Source organism: Congzhengia sp. (genome assembly GCF_037235575.1).
In the GTDB taxonomy this organism is placed as follows: Bacteria; Bacillota; Clostridia; order UBA1381; family UBA9506; genus Congzhengia; species Congzhengia minquanensis.
The window spans coordinates 272,226-287,716 of sequence record NZ_JAXUNN010000039.1; the positions used below are offsets into that span (position 1 = coordinate 272,226).

13 protein-coding genes are annotated in these 15,491 nt (G+C 44.1%); 7 read left to right on the forward strand and 6 right to left on the reverse strand.

The features are described from left to right. Position 1 precedes the first annotated feature (1 nt). Positions 2-1,435, forward strand: coding sequence for a Gldg family protein (locus tag WIG73_RS10855; protein WP_337400546.1), 1,434 nt, complete (start codon positions 2-4; stop codon positions 1,433-1,435). 29 nt (positions 1,436-1,464) lie between these two features. Beyond that, positions 1,465-2,649, forward strand: a complete 1,185-nt coding sequence (locus WIG73_RS10860) for a glycoside hydrolase family 88 protein (protein ID WP_337400547.1) — start codon at positions 1,465-1,467, stop codon at positions 2,647-2,649. A gap of 40 nt (positions 2,650-2,689) precedes the next feature. On the opposite strand, the gene WIG73_RS10865 is transcribed toward WIG73_RS10860, so the two are convergent. Continuing rightward, entirely contained in the window at positions 2,690-3,559 is an 870-nt protein-coding gene (locus tag WIG73_RS10865) for an AraC family transcriptional regulator (protein ID WP_337400549.1), read from the reverse strand. Between the two features lie 111 nt (positions 3,560-3,670). Here WIG73_RS10865 and WIG73_RS10870 point away from each other — a divergent pair, with 111 nt between their 5' ends. Further along, complete coding sequence (locus WIG73_RS10870; RefSeq protein WP_337400551.1) at positions 3,671-4,453, forward strand: aldolase/citrate lyase family protein; 783 nt, start codon at positions 3,671-3,673, stop codon at positions 4,451-4,453. Beyond that, positions 4,450-5,814: a sialidase family protein gene (locus WIG73_RS10875; RefSeq protein ID WP_337400552.1), complete on the forward strand. Its 1,365-nt coding sequence runs from the start codon at positions 4,450-4,452 to the stop codon at positions 5,812-5,814. The genes WIG73_RS10870 and WIG73_RS10875 overlap by 4 nt, the downstream gene beginning before the upstream one ends. A gap of 50 nt (positions 5,815-5,864) precedes the next feature. Here the strand turns inward: WIG73_RS10875 and WIG73_RS10880 are convergent, their stop codons facing one another. Genes WIG73_RS10880 through WIG73_RS10890 form a run of 3 tightly spaced genes read right to left on the reverse strand, consistent with a single transcriptional unit; the run spans position 5,865 to position 9,951 of the window. Beyond that, positions 5,865-7,244: an altronate dehydratase family protein gene (locus WIG73_RS10880; protein ID WP_337400553.1), complete on the reverse strand. Its 1,380-nt coding sequence runs from the start codon at positions 7,242-7,244 to the stop codon at positions 5,865-5,867. After that, entirely contained in the window at positions 7,234-8,547 is a 1,314-nt protein-coding gene (locus WIG73_RS10885; protein ID WP_337400554.1) for a tagaturonate reductase, read from the reverse strand. The genes WIG73_RS10880 and WIG73_RS10885 overlap by 11 nt, the downstream gene beginning before the upstream one ends. A gap of 9 nt (positions 8,548-8,556) precedes the next feature. Next, positions 8,557-9,951, reverse strand: a complete 1,395-nt coding sequence (locus WIG73_RS10890) for an alpha-glucosidase/alpha-galactosidase (RefSeq protein WP_337400555.1) — start codon at positions 9,949-9,951, stop codon at positions 8,557-8,559. 183 nt (positions 9,952-10,134) lie between these two features. On the opposite strand from WIG73_RS10890, the gene WIG73_RS10895 reads away from it, so the two are divergent. The 3 genes from WIG73_RS10895 to WIG73_RS10905 are packed head-to-tail and all read left to right on the forward strand — an operon-like array spanning position 10,135 to position 14,306. Continuing rightward, a complete protein-coding gene (locus WIG73_RS10895) occupies positions 10,135-11,004 on the forward strand; it encodes an AraC family transcriptional regulator (protein ID WP_177679743.1) in 870 nt (289 codons plus the stop codon). A 44-nt stretch (positions 11,005-11,048) separates the two neighbouring features. Beyond that, complete coding sequence (locus tag WIG73_RS10900) at positions 11,049-12,926, forward strand: HAD-IC family P-type ATPase (protein WP_337400556.1); 1,878 nt, start codon at positions 11,049-11,051, stop codon at positions 12,924-12,926. Between the two features lie 12 nt (positions 12,927-12,938). Next, positions 12,939-14,306 carry a hypothetical protein gene (locus tag WIG73_RS10905; RefSeq protein WP_337400557.1) on the forward strand — a complete coding sequence of 456 codons (1,368 nt, stop codon included), beginning with the start codon at positions 12,939-12,941 and terminating at the stop codon, positions 14,304-14,306. Positions 14,307-14,352: 46 nt separating this feature from the next. Here the strand turns inward: WIG73_RS10905 and WIG73_RS10910 are convergent, their stop codons facing one another. Next, on the reverse strand, positions 14,353-14,535 hold the full coding sequence (locus tag WIG73_RS10910; protein ID WP_177680210.1) for a hypothetical protein: 183 nt from the start codon (positions 14,533-14,535) through the stop codon (positions 14,353-14,355). A 125-nt stretch (positions 14,536-14,660) separates the two neighbouring features. Continuing rightward, the gene (locus WIG73_RS10915) at positions 14,661-15,485 is read right to left on the reverse strand and encodes an HAD-IIA family hydrolase (RefSeq protein ID WP_337400558.1); all 825 of its coding nucleotides are present in this window, start codon (positions 15,483-15,485) and stop codon (positions 14,661-14,663) included. Between the last annotated feature and the right edge of the window lie 6 nt (positions 15,486-15,491).

The window sequence follows — 15,491 nt, forward strand, 5'->3', positions numbered from 1 at the left end:
AATGAAAAATAATAAACAAATAAAATACCTAATTAACTCCTCTGTTATCATAGTTGGCGCCGTTCTCGTGACGGTTTTGTTAAACGCGGTTTTAGTGGCGTTTGACAGCAAAATCCCGCTGAAAGTAAGCCTGACCCGAGATGAAATCTATGAGCTGACCGACGAAACAAAAGAAATTGTTGACCGAGTGACGGATGACACAAAAATTGTGGTGCTGTATAACGGCCAGACCACAGAAGATATGATGCTTCTCACAGACATTATTGAAAAATATACCCAGAGAAACGACAAAATTAAAATGGAAACCGTGGACTTTGCCAACAACCCCACAGATTTGGCGCCTTATTCTGAGGCGATTAAGTCCATTTCCAACCCCCACTATGCCATGATTTTTGCCCAGGGTGACCAGTTCGACACGGCGGAAGCTTCGTCTTACATTTCCACCGAGGGCACCAGCAATATTGAGCGCATTATCACGAACAAGCTGGCCTCGTTTGTGGACGGGTTTAAAATTTCTTCCATTACCATGACCACAGGCCACGGTGAAAAAACAAATTCCGGATTTGAGTCCGTTTTAAAAATGTATAACTATAACATAAAGTCTGTCGACCTGCTAAAAGAAGACCTTCCGGCAGACGAAAAAACACTGGTGGTCATTAATTCTCCCACAGGCGACTTTTCTGCAGAAGAAATTGACAAATTAGACGCCTTTTTAGACCGGGGCGGCAACGTACAAATTTATTTTGACCCGCTGGCGTCAAATGCAGAGCTTCCCAGGCTGGAAAGCTATCTTGCCAACGAGTGGGCAATTAAGCGGAACCATGGCGTTGTGGTTGACATGTCGAACAAATTGGAGTCTGCCCAGGAGACTGCCGCGAAATACGGCATTATGGCTTTGGCAGAGCTTACCGACAGCGAAATTGTTTCGCCAATTAAAACCAGCAAACGAAGCGTGCTTTATTCTGCGTCGAACAGCCTTGAAATTGCAGGAGACAAGCCGGGAACGGTAGAGATTACCCCGGTTTTAAAAACCACAAATAACGCATATTTAAAAGACGTAGCAACCATTGGCGAAAATCAAACATCAGACGATAAAAGCGGCACGTTTGATATTTTAGTTGCCGCTACCCGCAAAGCATATACCTTAAACGAAGAAGAATTCACAGGCAAGCTTTTGGTCAGCGGCTCCGGTTATACCATGGACACGCTCATCGGCGACACAAGGTTTGCAAATGAGGACTTGCTGCTAAACTCCATCAACTGGATGCGCGGGAGCGAAGCGGGCATTACAGTGCGCGCAAAAGAGCTTCCTCAGGGCAGTTTAACCATGCCGAACTCTCAGTTCTGGCCGTGGTTCATTGTGCTGGTGGTGTTCATTCCCGTCGGCATTTGCGTATGGGGCTTAGTCGTATGGATGAAAAGACGGTATAAATAGAACTTTCATTAAAATGGAGGGAGAAGAGAGTGATTCAAACAGAGCAGATTCGGCAGCCTAAAAGATATGAGCCGGGCTTTACAGTTTCAAAGGAAAAGTTAAACTACGCCTTAAACGAGGCATTGAAAAAAATAGATGGAAATCTAAAAACATTCCGCACAATGTTCCCGTCCCACGCCAGCGAAAACAATGTTTATTTTCCCATGGAAAACAACGATGGCTGGAACGAAGGGTTTTGGAGCGGAATTCTCTGGCTGGCCCATGAGCTTACCGGGAAGGAAACGTACAAGGAAACCGCGCTTGCTCAAATTCCCACCTACACCAAACGGATTACGGAAAAGCTGGGAGTGAACCACCACGATATGGGATTTTTATTCACCCCCTCTTGTGTGGCGGCATATAAGCTGACTGGAAGTGGCGAGGCCAAAAATACGGCTCTGCTTGCCGCAAAACACTTGGCGAGCAGATATTGTGAAAAGGGAAAATTTATTCAGGCCTGGGGCAACGTGGGTGAGGAGGACTCCTACCGTTTAATCATCGACTGTATGCTGAATATTCCCCTTTTATATTGGGCGGCTGAAGTGACGGGCGATGCCTCTTACGATGAAATGGCTATCAATCACTTTAACACCACAGCGGACAATATTATTAGAAGCAACGGGTCTACATATCACACGTTTTATTTTGACAAAGAAACCGGAGCGCCCAAGTGCGGCGCGACGCACCAGGGCTTTTCCGACGACTCAACCTGGTCCCGCGGGCAGGCCTGGGGCATTTACGGGCTGATGCTGACGCATATGTATAAAAAGAACAGAAAGGCAGAGGAGCTGTTTGTGCCGGTTGCCAACTATTATTTAAACAGACTGCCCGACGACTATGTGGCCTATTGGGATTTATATTTTACCGAAGGCAGCGAGCCGCGGGACAGCTCGTCGGCAGCAATCGCGGCCTGTGGACTGCTTGAGGCGGCAGAGGTGTTAAATGATGAAAGACAGCGTGCAACCTATCTGAGTGCGGCAAACCACATTATGAATTCGTTAATAGACGACTACCTGACGAAAGACATTCCGGAATCAAACGGCCTTTTGCTGCACGCTACCTATTCCAAACCGCACAACGGCGGGGTGGACGAGTGCAACATCTGGGGCGATTATTTCTACATGGAAGCTCTGGCGAGAATGATTACGAAGAACAAAATAAAAGCATATTGGTAAAGGACGGGGCTTAAAAGGCTCTATTAAAAAGGCTGTGCGGTTAACGCACGGCCTTTTTTGTTCTGCGGTAGTTGTTTGGAGTGTCATGTTCCGATGCACGGAATTTACGAAAGAAATAACTCTGATTGGAAAATCCCACCATTTCGGAAATTTTAGAAATTGGAATATCCGTTTCTTTCAGCATATATTTCGCAATTGTAAGACGTTTTTGTGTAACAAGTCCGCAGAATGTGGTGTGGAACAATTTTTTTATCACACGTTCTGTTTGGCGGCAACTTAAATGCAGAAGCGCCGCGATATCGCAAAGCTTTAATGGCGCATGATAGTTACTGTTTAAAAACTCTTCAATGATAATAATGCTGTGGCTGTCAGACCAGTTTTTTGTTCCATCGGTTTTGTTAACATGATTTTGTCTTGCAATGTGCGTCAGTGCAAGCAGAAGCAGAGGTTCAACAGTATCGTCCGGCAAGCTGTTGTGAAAGTTGCGGATTGCAGGCTCTATGTAGGAATGATAAATATCCGGAGCGTTTACAATGTAATAGTCCTTTATGGAGCTGAAAAACGAGGAAAATTCAGAAAAAAGGGAGCCGGCGGTACAGTTTTCCTCTGCGGCGGAAAAGAGAAAACGAAAGCTTCTTTTTAAAGAGGACGTATCTGCGAAAACAAAATGGACACAGTTGGGCGGAATAATCAGGATATCCCCAGGCAAAAGTGTTACATCATGTTCCTGAATGAAAAGACGAACACGGCCCGAAACGACGAAAAAAATTTCGAAAACGGAGTGGGAATGGTAGATGCGGCTGTGAGCAACCCCTTCGGAAAAACCCCGCTGGAGCATATATTCACATTTTAAGCCGTCTTTTTCGGAACACAGAATATAAAACTCATGATCGGACTGAAAGTTTCTCATTGCACAAAAACGACACGAACAAGAAACACATGTCGCATCCCTTTCTTGAATATTCGTTATATTTATTATAATATAACAATATAAAAAAAGCAACAAGAAAGGATTTTTAACATGAACATAAAAGAAAAAGTTGCAAAATGCCTGCCAATCTGCGGGACGCATATAAACTTGTCAGACCCAACAGTAACGGAGATGGAAGCACAGCTAGGATATGACTTTTTATGGGTGGATATGGAACACACAAGGCTCTCCTGCGACCAGGTGCATGCGCATCTGCTGGCCGCCCGGGCCGGGGGCACGCCCTTATTTGTGCGCGTTCCTGTAAACGACCTTACCGCAACCAAACAAGTGCTGGAAATGGGGATCGATGGCATTGTATTTCCGATGGCGGAAAATTGCACCCATGTAAAGGAACTTTTGTCGTGGACGCTGTATCCGCCATACGGCAAGCGTGGCTGCGGTCCGCGGGGCGCTGTTCGTTACGGGCTCGATAGTGACACGGAATACTACGGTGCGGGACATTTAAACAGCCTTTGCAGGTTTATTCAAATTGAACAGAAAAGCGCAGCGGAGGAGGCTGAGGAAATTGCGAAATTGCCGTATCTTGACGGTTGCGTACTTGGCATGCACGACCTTTCCGGTTCCATTGGGGATCTGGGCAACATTTTTGGCAAACAAACTCTGACGCTTGCCAAAAAGAGCATTGCCGCCTTTGCCAAACAGAAAAAAACAGTGGGTGTGTCTACCTTTTCAACTGCACCAAAGACATTAAAGCGCTATCACGAAATGGGAATTAACATGATTTCAACCGGGGCAGACTATGAATATATTTTAAAAAATGCAGCTGAGACGCTGAAAACGATGAAGCGTTTGCAGGGAGGGGATATACAATGAAAGGCAGCAACAAATTGCATCACAGACCATATATACCGCTCAATCGCATGGATGAAGCGGATAAACCATACATTTGCCGCCTCGCGCCGTTTGCAGACGGGTTTGAACTGGAATTTTTGGCGAAGGGAGCGGAAAATCAGGTTTTATACAGAAAGCGCGGCGAAAGCGAATGGGAAAGCGTGAAAGCGAAGAATAGGTGTATGCGCATTGAACATTTAGAGCAGAACACCGATTATGAATGCAAGGTAACTGAAGAAAATGCGGCGGAAAGTAAAATCCGTTTGGTGCGCACCGGAGCTGTTCCCGAGGGCGCTGTTGTAATCAATTATCTTCACCCGGAAGACAAAGCCTACAGTTTCAGTGGGCGGTATCTTTGCAGTCCGTCCCTGGCACGGCTAGAAGACGGAACCATTGTTGCCGGAATGGATTTGTTTGGAACAGCAATGGGGCAAAACCTAACCCTGCTGTTTCGTTCAACGGATAACGGAAAAACCTGGCGCTACCTTACCGATTTATACCCCTTTTATTGGGGTTCGCTTTTTTGTCACAGGGGAAGACTGTATATATTAGGGCTTTCCACAGAATATGGAAACCTCCAGATTGCCGCGTCAGACGACGGGGGCAAACAATGGTCTGCGCCCGTTACCATATTTTATGGTTCCAGTAAGCTTTGCGACAATGGGGGAATGCACCGCGCGCCAATGCAAATGGTGCCCTTTCAGGGCAGGCTTTACACCACATGTGAATATGGAAGCTGGGATATGGGTTCGCATTTGCCTGCGGTTCTTTCAATTAATGAAAATGAAGATTTGATGGTTCCGGAAAACTGGTTGTGCACGGGCTTTTTGCCCTTTGAAGGAAAATGGAGAGAAGAAGCGCAAACGCAGGGCGACACAATGGAGGGAAATATTATCCTTGCGCCGGACCAAACAATGTATAATTATTTGCGTTGGGATACAGGTAAGGCGCTAAAGCTAAAGGTAGATGCCGAACATCCTGATGCACCGTTAGAATTTCACAGTATTGCAACAATGCCGGTAACAAATTCTATGTTTCGGCTTTTTAGCCAAGACGGCATTTATTATTTGATTTCAAACATAAAAGAAGATGGACAAAAATGTGATTGCTGGAGCTGCCGGAATGTTTTGGCTGTTTTTCGTTCCGAAGACCTTGAAAACTGGGAACATGTCCGCAACATTGTGAACAGAAAAGATGACGACCCGCAGCTGGTTGGGTTTCAATATCCAGCATATCTGTTTGATGAAAACGGTCTTTCGGTTTCTGTGCGTTCGGCCTTTAACAAAGCACATTCTTTTCACGACTCAAATTATATTTTGTATTTTAATTTAGGAGCTATTTAAAAAACGGATTGAAGCCATACGATAAGTATGGCTTCAATCCGTTTTGTTCATTAAAGCGTTACACCGTCTTTGAAAATAGAGATTTCCTCATAGCCGTGTTCCTCATTTTTTGTCAGCGTACCGCTGGCAACTTCAAAACAGAAATCTAAAAGCGAATTGGTCAAATCCTCCATAGAAACACCGTCAACAAGCGGTGCGGCGTTAAAATCAATCCAGCGGGATTTTTTATCGAACAGAGTCTGGTTGGTGGAAATTTTTACAGTAGGAACTGCGCTGCCAACCGGCGTGCCCCGGCCTGTTGTAAACAAAATCATGTGTACGCCTGCCGCCATTAAGTTGGTGATAGCCACAATGTCGTTGCCCGGCCCGTTTAAGAGATTTAAGCCGCTTTTTTGCAGTGTGTCGCCAAAGTTTAAAACGTCCACCACTGTGGACTTTCCGCCTTTCTGCACACAGCCTAACGACTTTTCTTCCAAAGTTGTAATGCCGCCGGCTTTGTTTCCTGGGGATGGGTTTTCATAAATTACCTGGTTGTGCCGGGTAAAATAATTTTTAAATTCGTTAATCAGGTTCACTGTTTTTTGAAAAACAGCTTCATTTTCAGCCCGCTCCATCAAAAGTGTTTCCGCGCCGAACATTTCGGGAACCTCGGTTAAAACCGTTGTTCCCCCCATGGAAATCAGCTTGTCGGAAAAGCTTCCCACCAGCGGATTTGCCGTAATGCCGGAAAGTCCATCGCTGCCGCCGCACTTTAAGCCCACTTTGAGTTTGCTGACCGAAACAGGCGTGCGTTGCGTTTTTGCCGCATAGGCTTTCAGTTCGTTAATCAGCCGAATTCCTTCGGAGATTTCGTCATCAAAGTCCTGAGCATTTAAAAATTTCACGCGGTTGGGGTTAATTTCACCCAACACTTTTTTCATTTCGTCAATGTTGTTGTTTTCACAGCCAAGCCCTAATACCAAAACACCGCCTGCGTTGGGGTGGTGCACCATGCCGCTTAATATTTTTTGCGTTACCGACTGGTCGTCTCCCAACTGGGAACAGCCAAAGGGATGCGGGAAGTGCTTTGCGCCTGTTTTTCTTGCCAGCTCTTCTGCCACCTTGTTCACACAGCCTACGGTGTTCACAATCCAAATATCGTTTCTAATTCCCACATCGCCGTTTTCACGCTGGTAACCCAAAAAGGTTCGGTCTGAAGTCACTTTGGGAATGTCTGGTTTGTTGGGGCGGTATGTATAGGACAAATTGCCGGAAAGGTTCGTCTTTAAATTATGGCTGTGCACATGGTCTCCTTTTTTTATGTCCAACGTTGCGTGACCAATGGGAAAGCCGTATTTTATAATATTTTCGCCTTTTTTTATGTCACGGAGGGCATACTTATGGCCAGATTTTAAATCAACCTCCACATTGTCCAAGGGATTAATGATCATATTTCGATACCTCGTCGTAAAGGAAGGACAAATCCTCGCCCCAATAATCTGTTTTTTTCAAAATAGCCTGAGTGTCCGCATTTTTCATAAACTCCACAACATCAGCGCTGTCGTTTGCCATGTCGGTTTTATAAAACCGAATCAGCGCGCCGAACGCCGTTAACAAATGCGCCGGCATTTTGTCAAACCGTTTGATGTACTCTAAGATGGACGGCAAAACACGAACCTTAAACTTGCTGACGGAATTTAAAGCAATGGAGGAGAGCTTGTGCACAATGAACGGATTTGCAAACCGCTCCAGCACATTTTCTGCATAGTCTTTCAGCTCTTGCTCCAGCAGATCCAGTGTGGGAATAATCTCGTCAAAAATGCAGGCGCGAAGATAGGCGTTTAACGCGCTGTTGTCCACACATTCCTTCACGGTGTCAAACCCTTTCAGCATGGCATAGGGCACTAAAGAGGTGTGGGCGCCGTTTAAAATGCGCACCTTTCTTGTGCGGTATTTGAAAAGCTCGTCTTTTGTCCAGATAACGTTCAGGCCGATTTCATGAAAGGGCAGCTCAGACTGAAAGCTTGTGTCGCCCTCTATCACCCAAAGATGGAACAATTCTGAGGTGTCGAGCATAGCATCCTCATATTCCAAGTCAGTTTTCTCACCCTTCGGATAGCCGGTTACAATTCTGTCCACCAAAGTGTTAAAAAAGTGGTTTTCGGTGTTAATCCAGGTGATAAATTCCTCTCCCAATCCCCAGTCGCGGGCATATTTCAGCACAATTTCCTTCAGGGTTTCACCATTTTTGTCAATGAGCTCACAGGGAATAATTAAAAATCCGTCTAAATGCGCTTTAAACCGTTCATAAAGCAAAGCTGTGAGCTTGGCAGGGTAGCTGGAGGGCGGCGTGTCGGTCAGCTTATCCTCCGGCACATAGGCAATGCCCGCCTCCGTGGTATTGGAAAAAATAAACCGGAAATCCGGATTTTTTGCCAGCTCTAAGTATTTGTTATAATCCTCATAGGGTTTAACCGTTCGGGAAATGATATCTACAATCTGTTTTTCGACTTTCGGTTTCCCATTTTCTAATCCACGCATAATGTGGGTATAAACGCAGTTTTGCTCTTCCAAAGCATCACACATGCCTTGTTCAATGGGCTGCACAACCACAACGCTGCCGTTGAAATCGGTCTGGTCGTTTAGCTTTTGCAGCATCCAGTCCACAAATCCTCTTAAAAATCCGCCCTCGCCGAACTGAATCACCCGCTCGGGGCGAATTGGTTTTAAAACAACTTCGCTGATATTTTTCATATTTTGCTCCTATCCTATCTGATACATGGTGAGATATTTTTTTGTATTGTGAATCATTCTGTCAAACATCTCTTTGGCAGTTTTTGCGTCAAGCGTTACCAGCGGGTCATTTAGAAATGCACGGAACGCATGGTTTAAATCTCCGGTTAACGCCGATTTCATAATACTTTCGTGGTTATAAATGTGGCGTGAAAACAGCGCCAAAAGTTCAGAAGGAATGTCGCTGCACAAAACGGGGCGCACTTCGTCGGCACTGAAATATGCGTTGGTTTCCACAATGCTTCCCAAGGGGAGCTGGGGAACCTGGCCGCGATTTATGATGTTTACATTGGTCACAAAGTTTCCAAGCCCTAACAGCGCTTTCATTTGCAAAACGCCTTCCTCGCCGGAGGGAGTAACATCAATCTGTTCTTCACCTGATAAATATTTGCGGCTTTTCTCCAGCCGTTCCTTTAAATCCTTCTTACGCCAGTCCACCGTGGTAAGGCCAAATTTCCACGCTTTCACAGTTTCCGGGTCTTTTAAATATTCTTTTCCATAGCAGAACTCAGCTAAATGCCTGTCGCCGGCAGCGGCAATGCTGCCATACCGCTTAAACAAGTCAAACTTAACGCGGTGTGCACAGGAGAAGGTGTTATTCATCCAGTTGGTTTTTGAAGCTTCGTCAAAAAAGCCTGTATCGTAATATTTATCAACAAACTTGTCGTACATGGGGAACAGGTCCATACCGTTATACGACGCTTTATCAAAAAACGTAAAGTGGTTAATGCCGATTACGTTATAGGTAAGGTCCTGGCGCTTAACGCCGTCAATTCCCTCCATATCTTTCAGCATCTCACAGAGAAAGCTTGCTGTTCCGAACACTTCGTGGCAACAGCCAAATGCCTTAATTTCAGGAAATTTTGTATATAAAGCCTTCACACAGAGGCTCATGGGATTTGTGTAGTTAATGACCCAAGCATTGGGGGAATATGCCTGAATGGCCTCCGCAATTTCAAACATCATCGGAATCGTGCGCAAAGCGCGGACAATGCCACCCGGCCCGGCCGTGTCACCAACAGACTGATAAATTCCATATTCTTCGGGCAGATGCACGTCAGACGCCATCTCGTCAAAGGTACCAGGCATAATGGAAATTACAACAAAATCGGCACCGGTAAGCGCACCGTCAATGGTTTCATATGCTTTATAATCCCATTTTCCAACAACATCTTCCCGTTGTTTTAAATTGTTCCCAATGGTTTCGTTATGTTTTGCCGCTTCAAAATCAATGTCATAAAGTGCCACCTGGCCTGCAATCTCTTTTTCCGTTGCCAAATCGCGCATGAGCTGCCAGGCCCAGCCTCTTGAACCGCCGCCAATATAGGCGATTTTAATGTTTTTTAAATCCTTGCTGCCTTTCATTCCATAGCCTCCAATTTAATTTTTATCATTTTCATTATAATACACTGACAAACGGAATTGCAACTACTATTTTTGCTTAATTCAAATGAAATCGCCGCTTAAAAGGACACATTTTGCTTTACTTTTAAACGGTAATATGTTATAATAGAAAAAACATGAATTTTGGGGAAAGGGGAAACTGTTATGCAGCGTTATCAAAAAAACTTGTTGTCCGACAACAAGAATTTTGCAATTGAATATGTTGAGCGCCCCCACACCCAGGAAACTATGTATTGCGGACACTGCCATATTCACTATGAAATTTATGTTCAGATGGGCGGCAGACGATGCTATTTTTTAAAAAACAGCGTATATGAAATTGAAACCGGCGATGTGGTTTTCATTGCGCCCGGCTTGGTGCACAAAACATCTAACATTGATAAAAATCCTCATTCCAGGCTGTTGATTGAGTTTGACGAGAAATATTTAGACGATTTAAACGCATTTTTAGGCGGCATTGATATCCGGAAGAAGTTTTCACAGCTTTTGTCAAACGGATATATTATTTTCAGAAACGAAGAACACAAAGACGAAATTTTAAAAGCCTGCCGCCTATTGGTGAAAAGCGATGAAAGCGAAGACACCTTTGACAAATTAAAATGCCGCCTTTCTGTGGGAGGGCTGATTTTAGACATTTTGAGCAGCATAGACGAAACGAACAAGGCGAGCGAAGTCAGCAGCCGGTATAAAATTTCTGAAATTTTAAATTATATTAACGACAATTATAACAAAAACCTTTCTTTAAAGGAAACGAGTGAAAAATTTTATTTGAGCTACTACTATTTGTCACGGCTGTTTAAAGAGGTAACGGGCTTTACCTTTGTGGCATATGTTAACATTATCCGGGTAAATAAAGCAAAATTGTTAATTGATGAGACGGACGAAAAGCTGGAGGCTATTTCTGAAATTGTCGGCTTTGGCAGCCAAAAACAATTTGTCCGGGTTTTCAAAACGCTATATGGAATTTCTCCAAGCAAATATAGGTCGATTGCAAAGCGCAGAAGACAAAGCTAAAAATATGGCAGAAAGGAGCGCGCCAAGGCAGTTTGGCGCAAGAAATGACAATGAAAGTGAAAAACATGGGACAGGAACATCAGAGTACATACTTAAAACGATATGCATTTACAAAGAAAAAATTGTTAAATGGTTTTATCACAGGAGGGCTATCGCTCATCCTTGCCATTGTGGGGGCACTGTTTAAAAATACGGTGGTTATCTGTATTTTCAGCGCGGTTTCGCTGATTTTATCCGGCGGGGAAACGGTGTCGAGGTTGATTAAATCCGCAAAAAAAGGCAAGTTTGACGACGGTGTGTTTGTTCTGTTGGCAGTGTTGGTGCCGTTCTTTTTGGGCAGGTTTTCCATTGCGGCAATGGCCATGGCGATTTATAAGCTGTCAAGCGTTTTAATTTTATTCGTTTCCGGCCGTCTAGGAAAATCGTTTCAGGAAATTGCAGACGTTTTGCCCCAGTATGCTAATTTGGTTGACAACGGTTCAAATATCAGAAAGGTTTACAGTGAATCGTTAACCAATGGAGCGAAAATTATGGTGAAAACCGGTGAAACTGTTCCTGTAGACTGTGTGATTTCCGATGGGTTTTCTGATTTTGATACGTCAAACGTCTATGAATCGGAAAAAAACGTGTCTCTGTCGTCGGGCGACAAGGTTTTAGCAGGATTTATTAACACCGGAACCTCTGTTACCTGTGAGGCGGTTTGTGACTATGATGAGTCTTTGGTGATGGATTTAAACCGTCTGGCATCGATGGCGGAAACAAAAAGCACAAAGGGAGAACAACGGTTTTTGACCATTGCCAGATGGTATCCGCTGGCGGTTTTGGCTGTGGCGGTTGCGGCGCTTTTAATCGGAGGCTTTGCAAAAGGCGCGTGGACGCTTGCCATGCTCAGAGTGAGCGTGCTTTTTATTGTGGCAACCACGAGTTCTTACATCATAGCGGTGCCGTTGTTGAGCTCCTGTGCCGTGTGGAATTTAAAGAAAAAGGGCCTGGCGTTAGCCACCGGCGATTTAATAGACGAAATTGCAGACATCAATTGCGTGGCGTTTGAGAAAAACGGCATTTTAACTGACGGGATCTTTAAAATTAAAGACATATACACCGCCGAAGGCATTTCAGAAGAGGATTTTTTGATGATAGCTGCAAACTGCATTGGCGGCAGGCAGCATCCTATCTCTAAAATTTTAACAAAATATATGAATCAATACATTCCTGCGGAAAACGTGATTGAGTTTCCCGGAAAAGGCGTGGAATGCACGATTATGGGCAAATCGTTCCTATGCGGCTCGGAAACATTTATGGCAGAATGCAGTATTGACGTTTCGGAGCTTACCGGATATTCAATTTATGTTTCCATTGACGGCGTGATTATGGGCGCCATGCTGATTCAGGATTTGATTAAGCCAAATTCCGGCGAAACGCTTCGGAAACTCAGGCAGACGGGCGTTGAAAAAATTGTGATGTTTTCCTCTGAACGGAAAGAAACTGCAGAGCTGGCCTACATCGACTGCGGCGCAGACGAGTATTACGCAGACCTTTCGCCCTACGGGCGCGTAGAAGCCATTCAAAATTTGCAAAAAGACGATGAGGTAACGTTGGCCTATGTGGGCGACCGCGTTATGGGGGAACAGGCCTTGGATGCTGCGAATGTAGGACTTACGCTCATCAGCAAGACAGACAGCGGCTTAGAATATGCAAAAGCAGTTCTGCTGGGAGACTTGGAAACGCTCGCTGAGGCCATTGAAATTTCAAGACTCACTTGTGGAAAAATTGAATTGCATTTTTATTGTGCATCTGCCGTAAAAATTATTTTGGCACTTTTGGGTCTGTTCGGCGCCATTAACATTGCCGCTGCAATTGTCATTGAAGCGTTGCTTACTTTGGTAGCTTTGTTTTCCGCAAAGGATTTAATAAAAAAATAAAGGGGCAAGTGAATGAGAAAAAATCTGCTGTTACTGATTTCTATTTTGTGCGTAGTTTTCACCGTAAATCAAACGTTTGTGTTTGCACAGGACCCCATAGAACAAAACGCACGCATCATTTTCATGGAGGAAAAGGGAATTGGCCAAGAAGTCCCGGCTCCAGACAAGGCTGTTATTTTCGAGACCGTAAATGGCCTTGAAACGAATTACGATGCAATGCTTTCGTATTTATACCAAGAGACTTTAAATACGTCTGACGAAATTGACCTTGAACAATATACCTGTACGGTTGACAATTTTAAAAAGCTGGTGGATGATTTTATCTATCAATATCCGTGTTCGTTCATTGACAAAACGAAGCCTTACCAGTACACATATTACATTGTGGGGAGCACGGAATATTTAAAAAGTATATCATTTTCCTACCTGTTTACCCCGGCTGACGCGCAGAAAGCTAAGGAGAAGGTGGATGAAAAAGCAGACGAAATTTTGTCCAAATTAAATAATCGAATGACAGATGTTGAAAAGCTTTTAATTATCCATGACGAGGTTGTGGACAATGCAAGGTATGACACGGATAGCCTCAATTTGGAAACTTTGCCGGGGAAAACGTTTAGCATTTATGGAAACCTTATTGAGGGCCTTTCCGTCTGCCAGGGCTATGCAGAGTCAATTTCCTACCTATTGTCGCAGGCGGGAATTTTACATAAATCCTGTGTATCCAGCCGGTTAAACCACATTTGGAATTATGTAAATGCAGACGGCCTGTGGTATCATTTAGATGCCACGTGGGACGACCCAACAAATATTGCAATTGTGGGACACGATTACTTTTTAACCAGTGATGAAACGCAGATTGCCTTGAAAAACACAGACGATTTTGCAATGTATGGTTTAGATGCCGAGCTTCCGGTTTGCAGCAGCAAGCAGTTTGAAAGTGGTTATGTGTTTAATGGTGCACAAAGCAAGTTTTCGTTTCAAAACGGCCTGTTTCAAACCGTACAGAAAGTGAATGAACAGGGTGTGAAAACCAATTGGAACTATACATTTGGTAGACTGAAAAAAACAGCGGTTTCTTTTGCGCAAACCGTTGTAAATCCCGACAAGAAAACAGACAATGTAACGCTTAGACTGAAAAATAATGTTGGCACTATTGAAAACCCGCTTTTTTTTATTGCATATTACGATAATCTGGGCAAAATGACAAAAGTGGAAACATGCTCCGCTGCGTCTGTTTCCGGCGCAGGCGGCTTAAAGGTTATAACAATTTCGGCAGACATTATAAGCTTAAAAGAGGGGTATGCAAAACTGTTTTTGTGGAATGGCACAACCTTTTCACCATATACATCAGCAGCGGCAGACATTACAATAAACAATTAACAAACAAGCCGGCGGATTTTTACAAAATTCCGCCGGCTTGTATTTGTTATCTTCTAAAATCTGCCACTGCATCTAACACCGAGCCAACTGTTTTAAACATTTGGTTTTTATATCTCATAAGCTTCTTTCTGCTGTGCGAGCTGGTGCAGCAAGGTGCAATGGCAACTGCTGCGGCAGAGCCTAGAACGGCGCCGACAGCAACTGCGCCAATAAATACTTTCCCTTTCACTTCAATCAGACCTTTCCGTTTTTAATGTGTTTTCCACAATCTTATTATGCGATAAAAACCCAAAAGCAATCGCAAATATGGCGAAAAAGTCATATGTAAATTGTGTAAGCATTCACATTTTTTCGTTATTTTAGAAATTTCAGGAATTCTTTTATAGTTTCAAAAATAAAGTCTGGCTTAACGCTGCTTTCCTCATAATCTTTAATGGTGGCTTCGCCGCTTAACATCAGTGCCGTGTCAATTCCGGCGTTAACACCGCAGGCGATATCAGTATAAAGCCGGTCACCAAGCAAAATGGTATCGCTTTTTTGAAAGCCAGTTCGCTCCAAGGCCAAAAGCGCCATTTCCGGCTCCGGTTTTCCAATAAATTTCGGCATGCGTTTTGTAGCGTTAAAAAGCGCCTGTGCTACCGACCCGCAGTCCGGCACATATCCATACCATGTGGGACAGACAAAATCCGGGTTGGCGGCAATATAGGGCACACCGCGGCCCAGAAGAATGCAGGCGTCTTCTAATTTTTGATAGGTAAGCTCGGTGTCGTAGCCCATTACCAGGCAGTCGATGTCGTCAGAGAGCGTGTCGGTTACGTTTAGACCTGCGTCAGCTAATTCCTCTTGAAACGATTTTGTGCCAAAAACATAGTGCTTTTTGTTCGCATAATGTTTTTTTAAATAGAGGGCTGTGGCAAAAACAGAGGTTAAAAAATCCTCTTTTTCAGACGCAATACCAAGACTTTTTAGTTTTTCCACATACTTATCCGCACTATTCGATGAATTATTTGTTAAAAACAAATACCGGCCGCCAATGGATTTTACATAATCCAGAAAGTCTAAGGTGCCGTCAAAGAGCTGGTGGTCTAAATAAATGGTACCGTCCATGTCCAGCAAAAACAGTTTTTTTTGTTTTAAACCGGATATTTCTTTTCTGAAAAATTTCGCATAGTTCTGCATGGGTTT